Source organism: Pseudomonas sp. C9-3 (assembly GCF_032392015.1).
Lineage (GTDB): Bacteria > Pseudomonadota > Gammaproteobacteria > Pseudomonadales > Pseudomonadaceae > Pseudomonas > Pseudomonas nitroreducens.
In genome coordinates, this window is the sequence record NZ_CP135919.1 from 4188038 (window position 1) to 4210104 (window position 22067).

Below are 22067 nucleotides of genomic sequence, written 5' to 3' on the forward strand. Positions count from 1 at the left end.
AAGCTCGCTCCTACAGTCAGCCCTAACTTCAAGTGGCTTTTTGTAGGAGCGAGCTTGCTCGCGAACCCGCCCAAAGCCAGCAGCCAGCGATACTTCACGCCACCCTCCCCCGCCACTGCAACAACACCACCCCGGCAATGATCAACCCGATGGCCAGATAACCTTCCGGCGACAACCGTCGCACCGCAAATCCCGCCCAGCCGAACTGGTCGCACAGCGCCGACATCAGCATCTGCCCCGCGACCACGCAGGCGAGGAAGGTTGCCGCGCCCAGCTGCGGCGCCAGCATCACCGCCACCGTCAGATACGCCGCACCGAACAGACCGCCGAGCCAGCCCCACCAAGGCGTGGCGGCAATTCCGGCGGCGGCCGGGAGCGGCACGCGAAACGCCAGCAGCGCAATGATCACCGCCGCCAGGCTGACACCCAGCGAGGTCAGGCTGGCACTCAGCGGATGACCCAACTGGCGCCCCAGCAACGAGTTGCTGCCCGCCTGCAATGCAACCAGCGCACCCACAGCGATGGCAGGCAATAACAGAAGCAGTTTCGACATCGAAGATTCTCCATGGCTTGTCGATGGGGCTCAGCTTCTGCTATCTATCCAGCGCATGGAAATGAATGATTGGTACAACCGGAATGCACTCGATTCATGACTTGCGCCGCATCGATCTCAACCTGCTGGTGATCCTCGACGCCCTGCTGGAAGAGCGCCACGTCTCCCGCGCCGCCGAGCGGCTGGCCATGACCCAGCCGGCGGTGAGCCACGCGCTGAACCGCCTGCGCGACCTGCTGGATGACCCGCTGTTGGTGCGCGCCGGCAACCAGATGCAGCTGACCCGCCGCGCCTTCGAGCTGGCTGGCCCGCTGCGGGAAATCCTCGGTGGCGTCCGTCGGCTGGTACTGGGCGATGATTTCGATCCGGCCCACGCCGAGCTGGAGCTACGCCTGGGCATGTCCGACTACGGCGCCTGGGTGGTGTTGCCGAGGCTGTTGCCGGTCCTGCGTCGCGAGGCGCCGGGCATTCACCTGGACGTCCGCCAGGCTTCGCGCGGGGGCATGGCCGAGCAGGTGGCGAGTGGCGAGTTGGATGGCGCCCTCGGGGTCTTCCCGATGCTGCCGGAAGGGCTGCGCGTGCAACGCCTGTTCGAGGAACGCTTTGTCTGCCTGTGCTCGCGCGAAACCCTGGGCGGCCGCAAGCACCTGGACCTGGACGACTACCTCGCCGCCTCGCACCTGCGGGTCGCCCTGCAGCAGAGCCCAGCGGAAGAGATCGACAGCCATCTGGAAAAACTCGGCCGGCGCCGTCAGGTGGCCTCCACCGTGCCGCATTTCAGCGTGGCTCCCAGCCTGTTGGCAGGCACCGACCTGGTGCTGACGATCGCCGCGCGGATGCTGCCGGACGATCTCGAAAGCCACGGCCTGGCCAGCTTCGAGCCGCCGCTGAAACTGGCACCGTTCGATTTCGTGCAGATCTGGTCGGAGGCCAGCGAGGACGACCCGGCGCGGCGCTGGCTGCGTGGCAAGCTGGCCCAGGCAGCCAGCTGACCGCCTATTCCGGGGTTTCCAGGCGACGGAGGATTTCCCCGACGCGCTCGCCGAGCATCTCGTTGGCCGAGCGCTTCAGGCCTCGCGCCAGCTCCACCAGCACCACCTGTTCGGCCACGGGACGCAGACGCTGGAAGACTTCGGCAAGGCGCTCCAGATCGGCCGCGCCGGGCAGCAGGTCGGCACCGGGCTTGTCCACCAGGTGGGTCACCACCAGGCGCACGATGCCGGCGGCGAGGTGTTCCGTATCGCTGCGCAATACAGCCAGATGATCCAGCAACGACGCCAGCGGAATACCCGCACGATAGAGCTCGACACCGGCATTGAACAGACGCGGACTGGGAATGCTGATGCGCTCCCCATCGAAAGCGAGCAGCCCTTGCGCCAGCGCCTGGTCGATCACGGCGTCGTTCAGCTCATCGCCAAACAACGCCTGCAGGTCGCTGAACTCGATGCTGCCGGGCGACTCCAGGTTCCATGGCCCGACGATGGCTTCGTCGAGGCCGAGCACATGGTCCAGGTCATGGCCGCTTTCCCAGCTCTGCAGCAGCTCCTTGATATTGGCGATGTTGTAGCCGCGCTCCAGCAGTCGATTGATCAGCCGCAGGCGGCGCAGGTGGCTGGCGAAATACACCCCGGCGCGGCCCCGGCGCTCGGGCGGCGGCAGCAGGCCACGATCCTGGTAGGCGCGCAGGTTGCGTACCGTGGTGCCGCCCTCGCGGGCCAGTTCATCCACGGAATACTCGCGCTCGTCTTCCAGTGCGGAAGGCGCGTCGTCCGGGCGCTGCAGCAGGCGCTGCAGGAGGTTCAGGGGTGTGCTCATGGCCGGATGATAGCCATCGACATGCCCGCGGAACAATCGGAAGGATTAATCCTTCGGTGATCCCCTTCTCATCCCCGAGGCCCAACCAAAGACGGGAACTGCACCCACCGGATTCCCCGCTCCCGCCCACAACCCGCGCCATCAGCGGCTCCCCGCTCCGGTAACACTCCAGGCCCGCGACGCACGCATGGCGCAATGGCAACCGATGGGTCAGCATCGATCGTGACATCGCCCGATGTAACGATAACAACAACCAGCCTGGAGAAAGTCATGTCCCAAGGCGCCTGGGTGCCCACCCCCGAAGACCTGCGGCACTTCCGCGAGATTCAGCAACTGGCCTACCGCTGCTGCGAAACCATTGCCGGCGAACTGCGCCCGGGCATCAGCGAGCGCGAGACCGCCGCGCTGATGAAGACCTGGCTGCTCGATCACGGCGTGCGCGACTGGTTCCACCAGCCCTTCGCCTGGTTCGGCAGCCGCACCTCCTTCAAGGGCTTCGACGGCCTGCGCCACCTGGGCGGCTTCAACCTGGCCTTCTACCCCGGCAAGCAACGTCTGGAGGAAGGCATGCCCTTCATCCTCGACTGCGCGCCGACCCTGGGCGCCTACACCGCCGACGTCGGCTACTCCGGCGCACTGGGCCACAACCTGCTGGTGGAGCGCCTGATGGACGACCTGCTGGCACACCGCAACCTGATCGTCGAACAAGTGCGCCAGCGCCTGCCGCTGGCCGAGGTCAGCCAGTCGGTGGACCGCCTCTGCCACCGCCAGGGCACCCTGCCGCGGCACAAGGCCTATCCCTTCGAAGTGCTGGCGCACCGCGTGGAAAAACTTGGCGCGCGCAACACCGGCCCGTCGGTCGCGCGCTTTGGCGTGCGCAACATCGCCACGCTGATGAAGAACGCCCTGATCACCGGCCGCCGCGAGGGCTGGTCGCCGCTGTGGTCGAGCAATGATCGTTCGCAACATGCGCCCACGCCCGGCCTCTGGGCCGTCGAGCCGCACCTGGGGCTGCGCGGCGTGGGCGCCAAGTTCGAGGAGCTGCTGGTAGTCACCGAGGATGACGCCTATTGGCTCGACGACGACCTGCCCCACGTGCGCCGCTGGACCGAGCGCGGCCTGATCAGCGCCCCGGCGCGGCGGGAGGTGGCATGAACGCCATGCTGGAGAAGACCCTGCCGGCGCCGGAACGGCTGGACGTGCAGTCCGGCAACGTACGCCTGGCCGTCTGGCGCTGGGGCGAGGCGCACCTGCCGATGGTGCTGTTCGTCCACGGCTACCCGGACAACCATGAAACCTGGCTGCCGCTGATCCGCCACCTCTCGGGGCGCTTCCAACTGGTGGCCTATGACGTGCGCGGCGCCGGCGAATCGGACAAGCCGCGCAAGACCCGCGACTACCGCCTGGAACTGCTCAGCCAGGACCTCAAGGCCGTGCTCGATGCCGTCAGCCCACAGCGCGCGGTGCATCTGGTGGCCCACGACTGGGGCTCGATCCAGACCTGGGAAAGCGTCACCGATCCACAACTGCGCGCCCGCATCGCGTCCTATACCAGTGTCTCCGGTCCCTGCCTGGACCACGTCGGTTTCTGGATGCGCGACCGTCTGCGCCGCAAGACCCCACGCGCCCTGCTGCAGATGGCCAGCCAGCTGCTGCATTCCTGGTACATCTACTACTTCCACCTGCCGCTGCTGCCATCGCTGTCCTGGCGGTTCGGCGCGGCGAAGGCGTGGCCGCAGTACCTGCGCAAGGTCGAAGGCATCCGCAACCCGGTGCGCAACCCGCACCAGGCCAGCGATGGCGAGCACGGCGTGAAGCTCTACCGGGCCAACTTCATCACCTCGATCTTCAAGCCGCGCAAGCGCCACACCGAGGTACCGGTGCAACTCATCGTGCCCACCCGCGACCGCTACGTCGGCCAGCAACTCTTCCAGCAGCTCTCGCTGTGGGCGCCGCGCCTGTGGCGCCGCGATGTCACTGCCGGCCACTGGCAACTGCTCGCCGAACCGGCCCGACTGGGCAAGTGGATCGACGAATTCGTCAGCCATATCGAGGGCGGCGAAGCCCCGCCGGAGCTGCAGCGCGCGGCACTGAAGCCCGGCGCCGGCCCCTTTGCCGGCAAGCTGGTGGTGGTCACTGGCGCGGGCGGCGGTATCGGCCGCTCGACCCTGCTGAGCTTCGCCGAACGCGGCGCCAGCGTGCTGGCCGCGGACATCGACCCGGCCGCTGCCGAACGTAGTGCCGAGCTGGCCCGCGCGGTCGGCGCCACGGCTCACAGCTATTGCGTGGACGTGGGCGACAGCGCCGCCATGGAGCGCTTCGCGCAGTGGGTGAAGAGCAGCCTCGGCGTGCCCGACGTGGTGGTCAGTAACGCCGGCATCGGCATGGCCGGGCCGATGCTCAAGACCACCCCGCAGGAATGGGAGCGCCTGCTGCGCATCAACCTGTGGAGCGTGATCGACGGTTGCCGGTTGTTCGGCAAGCAGATGGTCGAGGCCGGGAAGCCGGGGCATCTGGTCAACGTCGCCTCCGGCGTGGCTTTCGCGCCGTCACGCAACTACCCGGCCTACGCCACCAGCAAGGCCGCGGTACTGATGCTCAGCGAATGCCTGCGCGCCGAATTGGCGGGCAATGGCATCGGCGTCAGCGCCGCCTGCCCGGGCTTCGTCGATACCGGCATCGTCCAGGCCACGCGCTTCGCCGGCCTGGATGACGAACAACAGGCGAAACACCGTGCCAAGGTGCAGCGCTTCTACCGCCGGCGCCGGCTCAGCCCGGACACCGTCGGCGAACGCATCGCCCGCGCGGTGGAACGCAACCAGCCGGTGGTGAAAGTCGGCAGCGAAGTGCACCTGGGCGCCCTGCAATGGCGCTTCATGCCCTGGCTGTCGCGCCTGTTCGCCCGCCTCAATCTCACTGCCTGAGAACTGCCATGAACGACCATCATCACAAGCTCGTGCAACGCAAGGTGCAGTTCGACTACACCGATTCGCCGCTGCACTGGATTCCCGGCGAGCCCGAAGCGTCCCACGCGATCAACGTCATCCACATGATGCTGCCGGCGGGCGAGCTGTGGTTCTGCCGCCTCTACAACAAGGCACTGCCCTTCGTGAAGGAAGGCCGGCTGCGCGAAGACGTGCAGGGTTTCATCCGCCAGGAAGCCATGCACGCCCGCGCCCACTCGGGTGCCTTGGAGCGCTACCTGAGCCACCACGGCATCGACTCCACACGCTATCTGAAGGTCATGGACTACCTGTTCGAACAACTGCTCAGCGACACGCCGCTGGGCACTGAACTGTTCAACCGCACACCCTGGCTCAAGCGCTGGTGGATCGGCCAGCGCTGCGCCATCGTCGCCGCGGTGGAGCACTTCACCTGCATCCTCGGCAAGTGGATTCTCGAAGCCGATGCGCTGGACCGCGCCAAGGCCGACCCGGTGCTGCTCGACCTGTTCCGCTGGCACGGCGCCGAGGAAGTGGAGCACCGCAACGTCGCCCATGACCTGCACGTCCATCTGGGCGGCACCTTCGTCAGCCGGCAGTTGTGGATGTTCGTGGTGTGGCCACTGATCATCTATCTGTTCGCCTTCGGCACCCGCACCCTGTCGCGACAGGACCCGACCATCGCCAAACCACGCTCCTTCGCCACGATCTGGCGCGATGGCTCGAAGTCCGGCGTGCTGCCTAAGATCAGCTCCCTGACCACCAGCTTCCTGCGCTACTTCAAGCCCTGGTACCACCCGGACCACGAGGCCAACACCCAGGAAGCGCTGGACTACCTGGCCCGTTCGCCGGCCGCCAGCCGGGCCGCGCGCGCCTCGTAGCGCCTGTCGGCGCGCCCGCGCAGTGGATGCGCGGCGCACGTCAATCGCATACTGCGGCATCCGTTATTCGACTCAGGGATGCCGCCGTATGCCGATGGGAACCTATCCGCTTCACCCCGCCCTTTCCTCCCGCGTGGAGCGCCTGCCAGAGCAGGTGGACGTGGTCATCGCTGGCAGCGGCATCATGGGCTGCGCCACCGCCTGGCAGCTCGCCGGCCGGGGCCTGAGTGTACTGGTGCTGGACAAGGCCGGGATCGCCAGCCAGCAATCCACCCGCGCCTGGGGCTTCGTCCGCCAGCAGGCGCGCGATCCGGCGGAAGTGCCGTTGATGATGGCGGCGATTCCGCTGTGGGAGCGCCTGGAAGAAGAACTGCAACTGCCGCTGGAATGGCGCCAGGGCGGCTGCCTGTACCTGGCCGAAACACCCGAGCAGCAGCGCAAGTACGAAGACTGGCTGAAGGTCGCCGCCAACTTCGACCTCGGGACACGGCTTCTGAGCCGCGCGGAAGTCGCGCAGTTGATGCCGACCCTGAGCGACCCGGCACTGGGCGCCCTCTACACCGCCAATGACGGCCAGGCCGAGCCGCGCCGCGTGGCGCCCGGCTATGCGCTGCGTGCCATTGAGCGTGGCGCCGTGTTCGTCGAAGGCTGCGGCGTCACCGGCATCGACCGCGCCGCCGGCGCCGTCTGCGGCGTACAGACCGAACGCGGCTATGTGAAAACCCGACACCTGCTGATCTGCGCGGGCGCCAGCAGTTGGCGCCTGGTGCAGAGCCTCGGCCTGGAACTGCCGCAACAGGCCGTACGTTGCACCGTTTCGCGCACCAGCCCCGGCCCGGACGTGGGCGCTCAAAGCTTCATCGGCCACGGCATCGGCTTCCGCCAGCGTGCCGATGGCAGCATCAACCTCGCTGACGAAACCCAGGCCGACATCGACCTGAACCTCGACTACCTGCGCGGTGCCAGACACTACCTGCCGCACCTGCCGGAGCACCGCGCGGGCTTCTCCTTCAAGCTCAACGGCGCGTTGTTCCACGATTTGCGCCAGCGCCTGCCCGGTTCGGAAAGGAGCGTGAACGGCCCGGTACTCGGCGAGCGCGATCCGCAGGTAAAGGCAAACACCGCGCGTGTCTTCACGGCACAGCAGAATCTGGCGAAAGCCTTCCCGGCACTACGCGATGTGAAAGTCGTGGAAAGCTGGGCGGGACTGATCGACGTGCTGCCCGATGGCATTCCGGTGCTCGATGCACCCGCGCAAGTACCCGGACTGCTGATCGCCACGGGCTTCTGCGGCCACGGCTTCGCCATGGGGCCGATCGTCGGCCAACTGATGAGCCAGTGGATACACAAAGGCGATCCGGGAGTGGACCTGCACGCCTTCCGGCTGCAGCGATTCGCCGATGGCACGGCGGGCAAGCCTTACTCGCTGTTCTGACAGAGCGCATACGCCCCACCGCGGAAACAACGCCGGGCTCTTCGTAGGAGCGAGCTTGCTCGCGAACAGGACCCGTCGGCCACATGGATGTGTACGAGAGATAGGGGTTCGCGAGCAAGCTCGCTCCTACAGGTCCGTTTGCAAGCCGGGCCTACTCGCCCTCTTCCACCAGCGGCGCATCGTCACTCAATGCCCGCTCCAGCCACTCCGTCGGCAGGTTCTTGCTCGCCCGCGCCCCCAGCAGTTTTACCTGCTCGGCGCGGCTGATCAGGTTGCCGCGCCCTTCGCAGAGCTTGTTGCGCGCAGCGGCGTAGGTCTTGTCCAACTGCTGCAGGCGGGTCCCCATCTCATCCAGGTCCTGCACGAAGAGCACGAACTTGTCGTACAGCGCCCCGGCGCGCTCGGCGATCTCGCGGGCGTTCTGGTTCTGCCGCTCCTGGCGCCACAGGCTGTCGATCACCCGCAGCGTGGCCAGCAGGGTGGTCGGGCTGACGATCACGATGTTGCGTTCGAAGGCCTCCTGGAACAGATTCGGCTCGGCCTGCAGTGCCGCCGAGAAAGCCGCTTCGATCGGCATGAACAGCAGCACGAAGTCGAGGCTGTGCAGCCCTTCCAGGCGTCGGTAATCCTTGCCGGACAACCCCTTCACATGGTTGCGCAGTGACAGCACATGGGCCTTGAGCGCCTGCTGGCGGATCACCTCGTCCTCGGCGGCAATGAACTGCTGGTAAGCCGTCAGGCTGACCTTGGCGTCCACCACCACCTGCTTGTCGCCGGGCAGGCGGATCAGCACGTCCGGCTGGAAGCGCTCGCCATCCGGCGCACGCAGGCTGACCTGGGTTTCATACTCGCGGCCCTTCTCCAGGCCGGCGTGTTCCAGCACGCGTTCGAGCACCAGCTCACCCCAGTTGCCCTGGGTCTTCTGACCCTTGAGTGCGCGCGTCAGGTTGGTGGCTTCCTCGCCCAGGCGCAGGTTCAACTGCTGCAGGCGCTCCAGCTCCTTGGTCAGCGAGAAGCGCTCACGGGCCTCGGCCTGATAGCTCTCTTCCACGCGCTTCTCGAAGGACTGGATGCGCTCCTTGAGCGGGTCGAGCAACTGCCCCAGGCGCTGCTGGCTCGACTCGGCAAAACGCTGCTCGCGCTCGTCGAAGATCTTCCCGGCCAGCTCGGCGAACTGCGCCCGCAGATCGTCTCGCGCCGATTGCAGGTCGCCCAGTCGTAGCTGGTGATTGTCCTGCTGCTCGCGCAGCTCGGCGGAGAGCGCCGCGTGCTCAGCGGAAAGACGGCGCAGCTCGGTTTCCTTGTCGGCGCGCTCGGCCTGCCAGTCTTGCTCGGCGTTACCCAGGCGGGCCCGCTCCTCCTTGCCCAGTTCAACTTCGCGGCGTAGCGCCGCCGCCTCGGCGGAGAGCTCGCCGTGCCGGCCACTCAAGCGCTGGAAAGCATCACGATCCGCCTCAGCCCGCGCGGACAGCCCGTCCTGCGCCAGTTGCGCCGTCGCCAGCCGCTCGCGCAGCAGGGTCGCCTCCTGCTCCACCTCCACCCTTTGCGCTTGCAGACGCCAGGCAAGCGCAGCCATGGGCAGCAATCCGGCGAGCGCACCGATCAACAGGGCGGACAGATCAAGGGGCATGCAGGACTCCGAGGTGTGGCAAAGGATCGCGCCAGTCTACCAGCCGCTCGCCGGGAGCGGCCTCGTCCGCCGTAAAGGCCCTGGCACAAGGCTCCTGAGCAAGCGCTCGGGACAATCCACAGAAGCTGTGGATAACTCGGTGGAGAACTTGCTGAAAACCGCCCATACCCCCAGTGAACTGGGGCCGTGTGACAGATTGGTGATTTTTTCACCAATCAAAATTCTCTTTATTTTTCAATAAGTTAAAAAACGCAAGGAAATTCAGAGGGTGGCCAAGTGCAATGTTTCGGGGGCTTGACAGAGTGCGTCAGCATTGTGCACAAGTGCGCGCCACGCAGCAGCCGACCGCCCCGTTTCAGGGCAGTGGATAAGAAGTGTTCTCAGGCAGGTAGTGCTTGCTGCCGGGCAATGCACGGGTCGGAAGTTCCGTTTTCCGACGCCGATGCCCGGCAAACTTCAGGCGATCTGAACCTGGCGCCGTGGCACACGCTGCGGCCGGACGATGCGAGGTGGTTCGGGAAGCTGAATCGCCAACTGCTCCGCGGCGCAGACCCGCGCATAAATACGCTCGGCCGAACTGCGGCTCTTGCAGTCATAGAAGAATTGATTGAGGTACACACGCCAGCGACGATCGTCGCTGGGATGGACAGCTATCCGTATATCCATGGTCTGGCACTCCCTGCTTGGCCATCCCGCAACATACACCGCACAACATGACGCGTAAGTGGCGAAACGATGAACGGTCAGGCCGGATGGGGCAGCCTGTCGTCCACCAGGTACTGCTCGCGGCGGTAAATGCGTGGGCTGTCGGGCACCTGGGCATGCTTGAAGGCGACATACTCCGAAGTCGTCTCGCAGAGCCAGGGCATCAGGTTGCGCGGGCGCTTCTCGGTAAAGGCCGAGGGCACGAACAACGCCACATTGATGCCTCCCTGCGGACAACGCGCCGAACGATATTCGAAAGCCTCCACCCCCGCATCGCGCATCGCACTGCCCATCCCCTGAGTCACGCTGTAATCCTGTGGATCGAGCAGGGCCGCGTGCTCGCGGAACGGCGGCAGGTGCAGCCGCACGCCCTTCTGTACCTGGAAGCGCGCCTCGAAGGAAGCGTGCTCGGAAAGGATCCGTCCACTGGGCGGCGGCGTGGCCATCCCCTCCCACAGCACGAAGCGGTAGAACGCCGATTCCGCCATCGCCGTTTCCAGCTTGAGCGCGCCGTAGAACAGGCTCGGCTCATGGCGCCGACCAAAGCGCGAGCCCCACCGCAGCGGCGGGTAGCGGAACGGTGTCTTCAGCAGGTAATGCAGTGGCTCAGCGCTGGACGGCATGCGCGGTTTGCTGGTTTCCAGCAACTCCTCCAGCAGAGCCTGCTCTTCCAGAGTGTCCACCAGTTGCAACGTCGCCACCTGGCCCTGGCTCTCCACCAGTCGGACCAGGCGCCCACGGATGGGCGCAACAACCGAGTCCTCATACTTCGCCCACAGACGAGCGCCGGCTTCGAAGGACATTCAGACCTTGCCCCGGATGGCGTCCAGGTACTCGACCACTGCGACCAGCCCCTGCACCCGCTCCATCAACTGCAGCGGCACACCGCCCAGGTGGCGGTTCTCGGTGCGCAGGAAGTGGCGCATGTCCTCATGATTACCGCCGAACAGAGCGAACAGCGCGCGGTAGATGCGCACCAGCAGCAACGCCAGCTCGCCGGTCTTGCTGTCCACGCGCAGGCCATTCTGCTTCCAGCGGCTCACCGCGCTGCGGTCCACACCGACGATGGCAGCCAGCTCCTGCTGTGTCATCGCCAGGTGCTCGCGGGCAGTCAACACCGCCTTCGCGAGGACAGTATCGGCAGCCGGGTTTTCCTTCAGCAGTGCGCTCATGGCAAAGCTCCAACAAGTGCATTTGCTGCAAACATATCACCAAATGCTGTAACCACACAAAGACTGCAGTGCTCGAAAAGCCACCTGCTGCCCTCCCCCAGCAGCCCCGTATCAAAGCGCTGACAAAGCAGAGAATTTCTTTACCGAACATTTACTTAGGCTTGGCATTCATTGACCCGACGACGCGGTCTCATGAAGTACCCGGATCGTCCGGGAGATGAAAGCAGGAATCACGCACCGGCAACGCCGGCTGCGCCAGGAGAAACACCATGAAGAAGTCTGTCGCCCTGTTCTGTGCCGCCCTGATGCTCGGCAGCCCGCTGGCGAGTTTCGCCCAGCCGGGGGGCGGCCCGGACTATGGTCCGAACCATCCGGATAATCGACCGCCGCAACAACAGCAGCGGCCGCCCCAGCAGCAACAGCAACGGCCGGACCAGCAACAGCACTATCAACAACGGCCCCAACAGCAGCCTCACGGCAACTACAACCAGGGGCGCAATGGCCACGCGGATCCGCGCTACTACAGGAACCCGGACTACCGCCCTCAGGCCGGCATGCCCGTGCCCCACCGTGACTGGCGCCGCGGCGTGATCGTGGAGCCGAACTATCGCGGCGACCGCTATTGGGTCACCGACTGGCAAGCGCGCCACCTGTACGCACCGCCGCGCGACCATCGCTGGCTGTACGTCAACGGCGATTACATCCTGGTGGCCATCGCCAGCGGGTTGATCGTCAACATCCTGGCCGGCTATTAATCCACGTCAGGCGCTGGCGCTGAGCATCGAGCCGGCGCCACTGCCACCAGCCCTGCGGATCGCCTCGGCCAAGGCCGCGGCGGTCTGCTGCATGGCCGCACTGGTACTGGCGATGCGGCTCTGCAGGGCCATCAGCGCCGCGGTGCGCTCGGCATCCGAGGAATAGTGACGCTTCTGTGCGTCGGCCAGCTCCCGCTGCTCCTGCTGCAACTGCTTCTGCAATTCCTTCAGGCGCTTCTGCAATTGCTCAACGGTGGTGCTGGCCTTGCCGGAACTGGCGGAGCTGCTGCTCTTCTCGCTTTGCGCCGTTCCGCCGGCCTGCAGACGCGGGCTGCCGGAGCCTTCATTGGCGCTGTCGGCCTGCGTACCCGTGGTGGCTGAGGTAGCAACGCGTAGCTGACTGGCGAAAGCCTGGTTCGCCGAGGTAATCGAAAGGCTCATGCCGGATGTCCTTTGTACCGGGAATTCAGCCGCTCTATCGGCTGCTGCCGGAAAATCTTGAAAGCGCCTTCGCAGGGCTGGGCAAAGGCCCTAGGATATGCGGCTTTATTTCCAGCCCGCCGCCATGGACAAGAAACGCGCCTACCAACTGATCCTCGCCCGCCTCGCCGAAGACCTGGAGGTCGCCATGCGCGCCGCCCAGACGGCCCACGAGACCGCGACCCACGAGGAAAACATCGCCGAGAACAAGTACGACACCCTCGGTCTGGAAGCGGCCTACCTCGCTGCCGGCCAATCACGGCGCGTGGAAGAGATCCGCCAGGCCCTGTCGCTGTTCGAGAACCTTCAATTGCGCGATTTCGACGAGGAACAGGGCATCCAGACCAGCGCCCTGGTTCAGCTGATCAACGAGCGCGACCAGCAGCGCTGGGTATTCCTCGGCCCGGACGGAGCCGGCCTCAAGGTGCAGCACGAAGGCACCGAAATCCTGGTCATCACCACCCGCGCCCCACTGGGCAGCGCCCTGCTTCAGCGTCACCCCGGCGATGAAGTCGAAGTGGGAACCGGCAGCGCACGCCAGCGCTATGAAATCCTCGACGTCTGTTGACGCTTGCGCCCTGTAAAGCAGCAGCAGTCAAGCGCATCGATGAAAAATCTGAGCGGAACAGACAATACCCGGCACGCGAACTGACGCAGACTAAGCTTCAAGGCCACACCCACTCCCGGCCTCAAGGAGAAGCATCATGCTGTTCAACTGGTCCGAGTACGTCCCCGCCGTGAAAAAAGCCTTCGGCGCCCTGGGCAAGAAACACCCGAAAATGATCGCCGCCTACCAGGCCCTGGAAGCCGCCGCCGCTGACGGCGACGCCCTGGATGCCAAGACCCGCGAACTGATTGCCATCGCCGTGGCCATCACAACCCGCTGCGACGGCTGCATCGGCGTTCACGCCGAGGCTGCCCGCAAGGCTGGCGCCACCGAAGCCGAGATCGCCCAGACCCTGGCCACCGCCATCTCGCTCAATGCCGGCGCCGCCTACATCTACTCCCTGCGCGCCCTCGAAGCCTACGAGTCTGCCGCCGCGCCGAAATGAGCCCTGCACCCGTGGCGCTTCGGCGCCGCGGGACTGCCTCTTTCCCTTGAGGGGTGCGATGGGTTATCTGTGCTGCTCAGCCAACCAAAGCCGTTGCCCATGCCCCAGCCTACCCTCAGCTTCTGGAAACTCACCCTAGCCATCGCCGTCGGCATCTGGCTCGGCTGCCTGGCCGTCGCCGCCACCGCTTGGCTGGTCTGGTGCAACACTCCGCTCGCTCTCGCCCCCCACCTCGCTCCATCATCAACGCCAACACCCACGGCGCCCCCGCCAACCCGCAGCAACGAAGAAATGTTCCAGCAATTCCTGCAACGCCAGCAGGCTACGCAGGAGCAGCAGAATCGTGAGATCGAAAAAGCGGAACGGGACAAACGCTTCAACAGCGCGCCATGTCAGTTCTGGCTGCAGCAGTATCAAGCGGATCCGACACAGAAGAATCGAGAGAAGATGGATGGGTATTGCGGGTGATGGAGCTCAGGGTGGAGACTTTCATGACGTGGAAAAGACAAAACCCCTGAAACGCTAGGCATTTCAGGGGTTCTGGCCATCTGTAATGGCGGAGAGATAGGGATTTGAACCCTAGGAACCATTGCTGGTTCAACGGATTTCGAATCCGTCCCGTTCGACCACTCCGGCATCTCTCCGTGCGGCGCGCATGATACCAGCTTGAAGTCCGAACGCGAAGCTTTGTTTTCGGATTTTTTTGCGTGGTATCAGGCGCTTGCGTGATTTCGCCGGTTTACAGCGGCACGCCCAGGCGGTGGGCCACTTCTTCGTAGGCTTCGATGACGTCGCCCAAGCCTTGGCGGAAGCGGTCCTTGTCCATCTTCTTGCGGGTTTCCTTGTCCCACAGGCGGCAGCCGTCCGGGCTGAATTCGTCGCCCAGGACGATCTTGCCGTGGAACAGGCCGAACTCGAGCTTGAAGTCCACCAGCAGCAGGCCGGCGTCGTCGAACAGCTTGCTCAGTACTTCGTTGACCTTGAAGGAGTAGGCCTTCATTTCGGCCAGTTGCTCCAGGGTCGCCCAGCCGAAGGCCTGGACGTGGGATTCGTTGATGAACGGGTCGCCCAGGGCGTCGTTCTTCAGGAACAGTTCGAAGGTCGGCGGGGTGAGCTGCAGGCCCTCTTCCACGCCCAGGCGGCGCACCAGGCTGCCGGCGGCGTAGTTACGCACCACGCACTCGACCGGGATCATGGCGAGCTTCTTGACCAGCACTTCGTTGTCCGACAGCAGGGCGTCGAACTGGGTCGGGATGCCAGCGGCTTCGAGCTTTTGCATGATGAAGGCGTTGAACTTGTTGTTCACCATGCCTTTGCGATCAAGCTGCTCGATGCGCTTGCCGTCGAACGCCGAGGTGTCGTTGCGGAACAGCAGGACGAGGCGGTCGGCGTCATCGGTGGTGTAAACCGACTTGGCCTTGCCGCGATAGAGTTCTTCGCGTTTTTCCATGATGGGCTCCGCTTGCTTAGGGGGTGGGCTCAGGCGATGGTGCGCCAGTCGAGTCCAGAATGCTGATCGGCTACCTGCAGCCAGTCCGGGTCGCACCCGAGGGTGTCGACGAAACATTGCCGGGCCAGCTGCGGCGAGTTGTTCTTTTCGCTGAGATGCGCCAGCACGAGGTGCTGCAAGCTTTCCCAGCCCAGCTGGGCCACGAGTTCAGCAGCCTGCCGGTTGTTCAAATGTCCCCACTGGCCGCCAACACGGGCTTTGAGTGGGTAGGGATACGGACCGCGGGCCAGCATGTCGGTATCGTGATTTGCCTCGATGATCAACGCATCGAGGCCACGATAGCATTCCAGCACCTGCGCCGTGGCGGCCCCCAGATCGGTGAGCTGGCCAAAGCGCTTCCGGCCATCGGAAAACACGTACTGCAGGGGCTCCCGCGCATCGTGGGAGACGCTCACTGCAGTGACTTCCAGGTCTTTCAGTACCAGTCGGTCGCCGCATCTGAGCAGCCCCGCCGGTGTCACCGGCTTGCGCATTCCCTGCAGGGTGCCGGCGCTGAGATACACGGGTATTCGATGGTGCCGGGCCAGCAGTTCGACGCCGTTGATGTGATCGGAATGCTCGTGCGTGACCAGCACCGCGTCCAGCTGCCCGGGCTCTACGCCCAGGCGCGCCAGACGGCGGATGGTTTCACGCAGCGGGAAACCGCAATCGATCAGTATCCGGGTGTCAGAACTGCTCACCAAGGCCGAATTGCCCCGGCTTCCGCTCCCCAGGACCGCGAAGTGCATTCCGCATACTCTCCTGGAGTTTTTCCAACACGCCCTGCGCCACGTCAGCCGGTGCGGAAGTGTTGATGTCTTTGTCGACGGTGATCTGGACGGTATTGCTCACGCTGGTCAGGCGAACCTGGTAGCGCTGGGCCTTGGCGTCTTCCTCTTCCTTGGTCTTCTCGCCACCGCCGAACAGACGGCTGAAGAAGCCAGGCTTGTCTTCGTCCTTCTTCTTCGCGCCTTCGGCGATGTTGACGTAGTACACGCCCAGGCTGCGGTTGAGGTCGTCGACACGGATGTCGGCACGATCCAGGGCGCGGCCTACGCTGACCCAGGCGCGGTCGAAGTCGGAATCCACGGTCAGCACCGGGTTGCCGCTACCGTCCTTGTTCAGCTGGACGGCGCCGGGGGTGTCGTAATCCGAGTGGGCGGCGAGCAGGGAGACGGAGCCGCCCTTCTCGGCACTGGTGGCCATGCTGGCGATCATCTCGTCGAGCAGCGCAGCATCCAGGCTCGGCACCGCCGGCTTGGTCGGCCAATCACCGCTGGCGGTGCTGCCGGCCGGGCGGGTTTCGCTCAGCACGTAGACTTCACTGGTGTTGGTCTGCACGCCCGGCTCGATGCGAACGCGAACGCGCGCTTCGCTGTCAGGCTCGACGCCCGATACACGGCTGCTCAGCCGACGCGCCAGGGGCGCGGAGAGCTGCGACAGCGGGTGCCAGTTGGTGCTGAACTCGCCAGTCTGCGGACGCTCGTTGGTGATGGAGAAGCCGTTGTCCTGGAAGAACTGGTGGGCAACCGGCCAGACTTCCGCCGGCGGGCGCTGGGCGACCAGCCAGCGCGAATCACCGCTCTTCTGCAGGCTGAAATCGCTGACTTCACCAGCGCCGGACAGCGGCTGCGGACGTGGCACTTCGAACTCGCCTTCCTTCTCGGTGCTGGTGGCGACGTTCATCGGGATCGGCAGCAGCGGGTCGAGCGGCTTGCTCTGCATGCCTTCGGGCACCTTCATCGGTGCCGTTTCGCGGGCGTTCAAATAATCGTCGCCACGGTCACGGAAGTAGCCTTCCGGGCCCCACAACCAGCCGCAGCCGGAGGTGTTGCCGATAACCAGGGCGAGCGCAGTCAGTCCTGCCAGTCGCTTCATGCGAGGGAGCTCCTTAAGCCAGGACGCCGGTCTGGCGCATGGCCTGACGCAGCGGTTCGTGGCAACGCGGGCTGAGCCAGGTCAGAGGCAGGCGGATGCCCTCTGGAATCAGCCCCATTTCGTGCAGGGCGAACTTGACCGGGATGGGGTTGGATTCAATGAACAGGGTCTTGTGCAGCGGCACCAGGCGATCGTTGATGGCGCGGGCAGCGGCGGCATCGCCACGCATGGCGGCAGCGCAGAGATCGCTCATGGCACGCGGCGCGACGTTGGCGGTCACCGAGATGTTGCCCTTGCCGCCCATCAGCATCAACTCGACGGCAGTGGCGTCGTCACCGGAGTAGACGAGGAAATCCTTGCCGACGCGGTCCAGTACTTCCTTGCCGCGCTGCAGGTCGCCGGTGGCTTCCTTGATGCCGATGATGTTCGGCACCTTGGACAGGCGCTCGACGGTCTCGGGCAGCATGTCGCAGGCGGTACGGCCCGGCACGTTGTAGAGGATCTGCGGGATGGCCACGGCTTCGGCGATGTGGCGGAAATGCTGGTACAGGCCTTCCTGGGTCGGCTTGTTGTAATACGGAGTCACCAGCAGGCAGGCGTCGGCGCCGCCGGACTTGGCGGCCTCGGTCAGCTCGACGGCTTCGCGGGTGGAGTTGGCGCCGGTGCCGGCGATGACCGGGATGCGGCCGTTGACCTGGTCGACTACGCGACGGATGACTTCCAGGTGTTCGTTCACGTCCAGGGTGGCCGATTCACCAGTGGTGCCGACCGCTACGATGGCGTTGGTGCCTTCCTGCAGGTGGAAGTCCACCAGCTTAGCGAGGCTGTCCCAATCCAGTCGACCCTGAGCATCGAAGGGGGTGACCAGCGCCACCATACTGCCCGCAATCATGCAACCGCTCCTGCCGGAAAAAGAAAGCCGTAATGGTACTGTCGCCACCGGCCACGCACAAGGTGACGCAGCGACCCGCGAACGACCAGACATTCCCCTCATCGGCGCTTTTCGCTACCCTTCCTCCTTTGTCGATGCGGCCCGCTTGGCCGCCACTCCAGGAAAGCTGCATGTCCGCCTCTCACCCTCGTGAACAATTCCTCCTGATCAGCGCTCTGGGCCCGAACCCGATGGAGTTGACCAGCGTGCTGTGCCGCACCTGCGTCGACAACCGTTGCTCGGTGGTCAGCAGCCGCCTGACCCGTCATGGCGAGTTCAGCGCGCTCATCCTGCAGATCTCTGGCAGCTGGGACGCCCTGGCCCGCCTGGAGGGCGGCCTGCCGCCGCTGGCCAAGCGCCATGGCTTCACCCTCAGCGTCACCCGCAGCAATGTCCACGTTACCCGCGCCCAGGCCCTGCCCTACGTGGCCTATGTCAGCGCCGTCTATCGCCCGGACATCCTCAACGAGCTGTGCCAGTTCTTCATCGATCACAATATCGAGCTGGAGAACCTCACCTGTGACACCTACCAGGCGCCGCACACCAACACCAGCATGCTCAACGCCACCCTCACCGTGACGCTGCCGGCCGGCACCCAGATCAGCTGGCTGCGCGATCAGTTCCTAGACTTCGCCGATGCGCTGAACCTGGACGCGCTGATCGAACCCTGGCGTCCGCAGCATCCGTAAGGAGAGAGCCCAATGGCAGTCGAACTGAACAAACCCGTCGCCGATTTCCACGCCCCGGCCACCAGCAGTGTCGAATTTCGCCTGTCCGAGCTCAAGGGCAAGCAGGTCGTCCTGTACTTCTACCCCAAGGACAGCACGCCTGGCTGCACCACCGAGGGCCAGGGCTTCCGCGACAAGATCGAGGACTTCGCCAAGGCCAACACCCTCGTGTTCGGCGTTTCCCGCGATGGCATCAAGTCCCACGAGAACTTCAAGGCCAAGCAGTGCTTCCCCTTCGAGCTGATCAGCGACAAGGACGAAGCCGTCTGCCAGCTGTTCGACGTGATCAAGCTGAAGAAGCTCTACGGCAAGGAGTACATGGGTGTTGACCGCAGCACCTTCCTGATCGACGCCAAGGGCGTGCTGCGTCATGAGTGGCGCGGTGTGAAAGTGCCCGGTCACGTGGATGCCGTGCTCGCCGCCGCCCAGGCGCTGAACCAGTAAGCCACTCAGCCAGCTCCATGAAAAAGGCCGCTGATCAGCGGCCTTTTTCCTTTCCCGGCGTCACATCATCGGGCTGACCTGCGGCTGCACCGCCGATTGGCGCGGCCAGGCATCCAGGACAGCCTTCACCAGAGTCGCCAGCGGAATGGCGAAGAACACTCCCCAGAAGCCCCACAGCCCGCCGAACAACAGCACCGCACAGATGATCGCCACCGGATGCAGGTTGACTGCCTCGGAGAACAGCAGTGGCACCAGCACGTTGCCATCCAGCGCCTGGATGATCGCGTGGGCTGCCATCAGGTAGATGAACTGGTCGCTCCAGCCCCACTGGAACAGCGCGATCATCGCGACCGGCACCGTGACCACGACTGCGCCGATGTAGGGCACTACCACCGACAGACCAACCAGCAGGGCGAGGAGCGCCGCGTAGTTCAGGCCGAGCACGGCGAAGGCGATGTAGGTCACCACGCCGGTAATGAAGATCTCGATGACCTTGCCGCGAATGTAGTTCGCAATCTGCTGGTTCATCTCGTTCCACACCTGCTTCATCAGCCCGCGCTCGCGCGGCAGGTAGCGACGGAACCAGTGGTAGAAGCGCCGGCGATCCTTGAGGAAGAAGAACACCAGGATCGGTACCAGCACCAGGTAGATCATGATGTTGACCACCACCGGCAGGCCCGACAGGGAGAAGGTCAGCGCCCACTGGCCAAGCTGCCCCAGCTCGTTGCGCGCCGCCTCGACGGTGCGCAGCACCTGTTCCTCGGTCACCATGTCCGGGTAGCGCTCAGGCAGCATCAGCAGCGTCGCCTGCCACTCGCCGAGCATGCCGGGCAGCTCGTTGAACAGGGTGAAGAGCTGCTTCCACAGCAGCGGCACCAGCACCAGCAGGAACACCGCGAGCAGGCCGAGGAACAGCGAATACACCAGCCACACCGCGAACAGGTGCGGCACGCGCAGGCGCTCCAGTACACCGACCATGCCCTGGATCAGGAAGGCGATGACCATCGCCGCCAGCACCGGAGCGAGCATCCCGCCGAAAGCCAGGATGACGGTAAATCCGAGCCCGAGAATGACCGCCAGCACTATCGCCTCCTCGTCGGAGAAATAGCGCTGCATCCAGTCCTGCAAAACCTTGAGCATGTAAGGACCTACGAAACGACAAAGGGTAACGTCCCGGTTACCCGGAAACTTCAGAGCTACTTCTTGCGAAGCCAGTAGCGATAGACGCCGCCTTCGACCTCTTCATGCACCAGCGAGTGCCCGGCAAGATCGGCAAAAACGCGGAAGTCGCGCTGGGAGCCAGCGTCGGTGGCTATCACCTTGAGCACCGCTCCGCTGGGCAGCTTGTTCAGCTCGAGCTTGGCCTTGAGCAGCGGCAACGGACAATTGAGACCGCTGGCGTCCAGCTCCGCGTCACAGGCGGGGACGGACGGCATGGAATCGGACATCGAAACGAACTCCGGTCAGGGCGCCCAAGAATACCGAAAGCTTTGGAAAAGTAACCAGGCCCAGGCAAGACGGTGTTCATTAATCAAGCCGTCAGCATCAGGGCCTAAAAGGAAGACCAAGCGAAAATACCCATTTCGAATTGCGCCGCACTTCCGCCCTGCAAACTAGGCATAGGCGTTAGCGTGCGGCTAAAGTAGAGCCTTTCTCGGAACGAGCCTCGTGTACATGAAAGTACTCCGCCCTGCCCTGCTGTCGCTCGCTGTCGCCCTCGCCACGCCGGCCCTGGCGGACGACTTGCCGTCCCTGGGCGATGCCAGCTCGTCCATCGTCTCTCCGGAGCAGGAGTTCCAGCTTGGCCGCGCCTGGCTGAGCATGCTGCGCAACCAGGTCGATACGCTCAACGACCCGCAACTCAAGGATTACGTCGAGTCCAGCGTTTACCGCCTGGCGGAGTCCAGTGAACTGCAAGACCACCGCCTGGCCTTCATCCTGATCCGCGACAAACAGATCAACGCCTTTGCCGCCCCTGGCGGCGTGGTCGGCGTCAATGGCGGCCTGTTCATCTATGCCCAGACCGAAGGCGAATACATCGCAGTACTGGCGCACGAACTCGGCCACCTGAGCCAACGCCACTTCGCCCGTGGCATCGAGGCGCAACAGCGCATGCAGGTACCGGTGATGGCCGCCATGCTGGCCGGCATTATTGCCGCCGCAGCGGGTGCCGGTGACGCCGGTATCGCTGCCATCGCCGGCACCCAGGCCGCAGCGATCCAGAACCAGTTGCGCTTCTCCCGGCAGAACGAGCAGGAGGCCGACCGCGTCGGCGTCGCCACCATGGTCCGCGCCGGCTACGACCCGCGCTCCATGCCCAACATGTTCGAGCGCCTGGCGCGCCAGTACCGCTACGAGGGCAAGCCGCCGGAGTTCCTGCTGACTCACCCGGTGACCGAATCGCGTATCGCCGACACCCGCAACCGCGCCGAGCAATACCCCAAGGGCGGCAAGGAAGACTCGCTGCGCTACGAACTGATGCGCGCCCGCGTCCAGCAGATGTTCGAGGACACCCCGGGCATGGCCAGCAAACAGTTCCGCGCGCAGCTCGATGAAGACCCGAAGAACGATGCTGCCCGCTATGGCCTGGCGCTGTCGCAGACCAAGATCGGCCAGCTCAACGACGCCCGCAGCAACCTCCAGCAACTGCTGGCCAAGGCACCCAACGACATCAGCTACAACCTGGCGATGTCCGACCTGGACATCACCGCCAACAAGCTACCCGATGCCCAGGCCCGCGTGCAGAAGATGCTCACCCAGTACCCGGACAGCTATCCGCTGATCCAGGCCAACGCCGACCTGATGATGAAGACCAACCGCGCCGCCGACGCCGAGAAGACGCTGTTCAAGCTGTCCCAGCGCCGCCCGCTGGACCCGGACGTGTGGAACCGCCTGGCCGATGCCTGCACCCTGAGCGGCAACGCCATCGGCGTATACCAGGCCCGCGCGGAGTACTACGCGCTCACCGGCGACTACAAGCAGGCGATCGAGCAACTGGACTTTGCCAAGCGTCGCGCCGGCGGCAACTTCACCCTGGCTGCGCGCCTGGATGCACGCCAGCAGGAGTTCCGCGACCAGGAACGCATCCTCAAGGAGATGATGGGGCGCTGAGCAACCACGCAGCCCTTACCTGTGCTCGCGAACAGCCTGATGCCACTGATTCCCGTGGTGGGTTCG

The 22067-nt window shown here is 64.7% G+C and carries 24 protein-coding genes and 1 tRNA gene; 12 read left to right on the forward strand and 13 right to left on the reverse strand.

Features of this window, described 5'->3' with window-relative positions; translation table 11 throughout:
* Positions 1-94: 94 nt before the first annotated feature.
* Complete coding sequence (locus RS899_RS19105; RefSeq protein ID WP_054910900.1) at positions 95-553, reverse strand: DMT family transporter; 459 nt, start codon at positions 551-553, stop codon at positions 95-97.
* A gap of 83 nt (positions 554-636) precedes the next feature.
* Between RS899_RS19105 and RS899_RS19110 the strand changes: the two genes are divergently transcribed.
* Complete coding sequence (locus RS899_RS19110; RefSeq protein WP_315807841.1) at positions 637-1545, forward strand: LysR family transcriptional regulator; 909 nt, start codon at positions 637-639, stop codon at positions 1543-1545.
* A 4-nt stretch (positions 1546-1549) separates the two neighbouring features.
* Here the strand turns inward: RS899_RS19110 and RS899_RS19115 are convergent, their stop codons facing one another.
* On the reverse strand, positions 1550-2368 hold the full coding sequence (locus RS899_RS19115) for a MerR family transcriptional regulator (protein ID WP_240964903.1): 819 nt from the start codon (positions 2366-2368) through the stop codon (positions 1550-1552).
* 270 nt (positions 2369-2638) lie between these two features.
* On the opposite strand from RS899_RS19115, the gene RS899_RS19120 reads away from it, so the two are divergent.
* The 4 genes from RS899_RS19120 to RS899_RS19135 all read left to right on the forward strand — a co-directional run bounded on the left by RS899_RS19120 (position 2639) and on the right by RS899_RS19135 (position 7626).
* On the forward strand, positions 2639-3523 hold the full coding sequence (locus tag RS899_RS19120) for a M24 family metallopeptidase (protein ID WP_315807842.1): 885 nt from the start codon (positions 2639-2641) through the stop codon (positions 3521-3523).
* Entirely contained in the window at positions 3520-5292 is a 1773-nt protein-coding gene (locus RS899_RS19125; RefSeq protein WP_315807843.1) for an SDR family oxidoreductase, read from the forward strand. Before RS899_RS19120 ends, RS899_RS19125 begins: the two co-directional genes overlap by 4 nt.
* Positions 5293-5300: 8 nt before the next feature.
* A complete protein-coding gene (locus RS899_RS19130; RefSeq protein ID WP_315807844.1) occupies positions 5301-6191 on the forward strand; it encodes a metal-dependent hydrolase in 891 nt (296 codons plus the stop codon).
* Positions 6192-6279: 88 nt separating this feature from the next.
* Entirely contained in the window at positions 6280-7626 is a 1347-nt protein-coding gene (locus RS899_RS19135; RefSeq protein WP_315807845.1) for an FAD-binding oxidoreductase, read from the forward strand.
* A gap of 151 nt (positions 7627-7777) precedes the next feature.
* On the opposite strand, the gene rmuC is transcribed toward RS899_RS19135, so the two are convergent.
* The 3 genes from rmuC to RS899_RS19150 all read right to left on the reverse strand — a co-directional run bounded on the left by rmuC (position 7778) and on the right by RS899_RS19150 (position 11133).
* Positions 7778-9142 carry a DNA recombination protein RmuC gene (gene rmuC / locus RS899_RS19140; RefSeq protein ID WP_233300329.1) on the reverse strand — a complete coding sequence of 455 codons (1365 nt, stop codon included), beginning with the start codon at positions 9140-9142 and terminating at the stop codon, positions 7778-7780.
* Between the two features lie 857 nt (positions 9143-9999).
* Entirely contained in the window at positions 10000-10764 is a 765-nt protein-coding gene (locus RS899_RS19145; protein WP_054910907.1) for an RES family NAD+ phosphorylase, read from the reverse strand.
* The gene (locus RS899_RS19150) at positions 10765-11133 is read right to left on the reverse strand and encodes an MbcA/ParS/Xre antitoxin family protein (RefSeq protein WP_024763405.1); all 369 of its coding nucleotides are present in this window, start codon (positions 11131-11133) and stop codon (positions 10765-10767) included. It lies immediately after the preceding gene.
* Positions 11134-11402: 269 nt separating this feature from the next.
* Here RS899_RS19150 and RS899_RS19155 point away from each other — a divergent pair, with 269 nt between their 5' ends.
* On the forward strand, positions 11403-11888 hold the full coding sequence (locus RS899_RS19155) for an RcnB family protein (protein WP_315807846.1): 486 nt from the start codon (positions 11403-11405) through the stop codon (positions 11886-11888).
* A gap of 6 nt (positions 11889-11894) precedes the next feature.
* Here RS899_RS19155 and RS899_RS19160 read toward each other — a convergent pair whose 3' ends face one another.
* Positions 11895-12329 (reverse strand): hypothetical protein, encoded by a 435-nt coding sequence (locus RS899_RS19160; RefSeq protein WP_315807847.1) that lies wholly within the window; start codon positions 12327-12329, stop codon positions 11895-11897.
* Between the two features lie 124 nt (positions 12330-12453).
* Between RS899_RS19160 and RS899_RS19165 the strand changes: the two genes are divergently transcribed.
* The 3 genes from RS899_RS19165 (at position 12454) to RS899_RS19175 (ending at position 13888) form a co-directional block, all read left to right on the forward strand.
* Positions 12454-12936, forward strand: a complete 483-nt coding sequence (locus RS899_RS19165) for a GreA/GreB family elongation factor (protein WP_315810454.1) — start codon at positions 12454-12456, stop codon at positions 12934-12936.
* A gap of 136 nt (positions 12937-13072) precedes the next feature.
* Positions 13073-13420, forward strand: a complete 348-nt coding sequence (locus RS899_RS19170) for a carboxymuconolactone decarboxylase family protein (RefSeq protein WP_017522075.1) — start codon at positions 13073-13075, stop codon at positions 13418-13420.
* A 99-nt stretch (positions 13421-13519) separates the two neighbouring features.
* A complete protein-coding gene (locus RS899_RS19175; RefSeq protein WP_315807848.1) occupies positions 13520-13888 on the forward strand; it encodes a hypothetical protein in 369 nt (122 codons plus the stop codon).
* An 86-nt stretch (positions 13889-13974) separates the two neighbouring features.
* Here RS899_RS19175 and RS899_RS19180 read toward each other — a convergent pair.
* From RS899_RS19180 to dapA, 5 genes are all read right to left on the reverse strand, one after another.
* Positions 13975-14064 (reverse strand) — tRNA-Ser (locus RS899_RS19180).
* 95 nt (positions 14065-14159) lie between these two features.
* Positions 14160-14870 carry a phosphoribosylaminoimidazolesuccinocarboxamide synthase gene (purC, locus tag RS899_RS19185; protein WP_038803299.1) on the reverse strand — a complete coding sequence of 237 codons (711 nt, stop codon included), beginning with the start codon at positions 14868-14870 and terminating at the stop codon, positions 14160-14162.
* A 29-nt stretch (positions 14871-14899) separates the two neighbouring features.
* Positions 14900-15658 (reverse strand): MBL fold metallo-hydrolase, encoded by a 759-nt coding sequence (locus tag RS899_RS19190; RefSeq protein ID WP_054910995.1) that lies wholly within the window; start codon positions 15656-15658, stop codon positions 14900-14902.
* Positions 15597-16787, reverse strand: coding sequence for an outer membrane protein assembly factor BamC (bamC, locus tag RS899_RS19195; protein ID WP_315807849.1), 1191 nt, complete (start codon positions 16785-16787; stop codon positions 15597-15599). Before bamC ends, RS899_RS19190 begins: the two co-directional genes overlap by 62 nt.
* Positions 16788-16800: 13 nt before the next feature.
* Complete coding sequence (gene dapA, locus RS899_RS19200; protein WP_315807850.1) at positions 16801-17679, reverse strand: 4-hydroxy-tetrahydrodipicolinate synthase; 879 nt, start codon at positions 17677-17679, stop codon at positions 16801-16803.
* A 170-nt stretch (positions 17680-17849) separates the two neighbouring features.
* Between dapA and RS899_RS19205 the strand changes: the two genes are divergently transcribed.
* Positions 17850-18407, forward strand: a complete 558-nt coding sequence (locus tag RS899_RS19205) for a glycine cleavage system protein R (protein WP_024763378.1) — start codon at positions 17850-17852, stop codon at positions 18405-18407.
* Positions 18408-18419: 12 nt separating this feature from the next.
* Positions 18420-18890, forward strand: a complete 471-nt coding sequence (locus RS899_RS19210; RefSeq protein WP_315807851.1) for a peroxiredoxin — start codon at positions 18420-18422, stop codon at positions 18888-18890.
* 60 nt (positions 18891-18950) lie between these two features.
* Here the strand turns inward: RS899_RS19210 and RS899_RS19215 are convergent, their stop codons facing one another.
* A complete protein-coding gene (locus tag RS899_RS19215; protein WP_065086041.1) occupies positions 18951-20030 on the reverse strand; it encodes an AI-2E family transporter in 1080 nt (359 codons plus the stop codon).
* Positions 20031-20086: 56 nt separating this feature from the next.
* Entirely contained in the window at positions 20087-20338 is a 252-nt protein-coding gene (locus tag RS899_RS19220) for a sulfurtransferase TusA family protein (RefSeq protein WP_315807852.1), read from the reverse strand.
* 226 nt (positions 20339-20564) lie between these two features.
* Here RS899_RS19220 and RS899_RS19225 point away from each other — a divergent pair, with 226 nt between their 5' ends.
* Positions 20565-22001 carry a M48 family metalloprotease gene (locus RS899_RS19225; protein WP_024763374.1) on the forward strand — a complete coding sequence of 479 codons (1437 nt, stop codon included), beginning with the start codon at positions 20565-20567 and terminating at the stop codon, positions 21999-22001.
* Positions 22002-22067 lie beyond the last annotated feature (66 nt).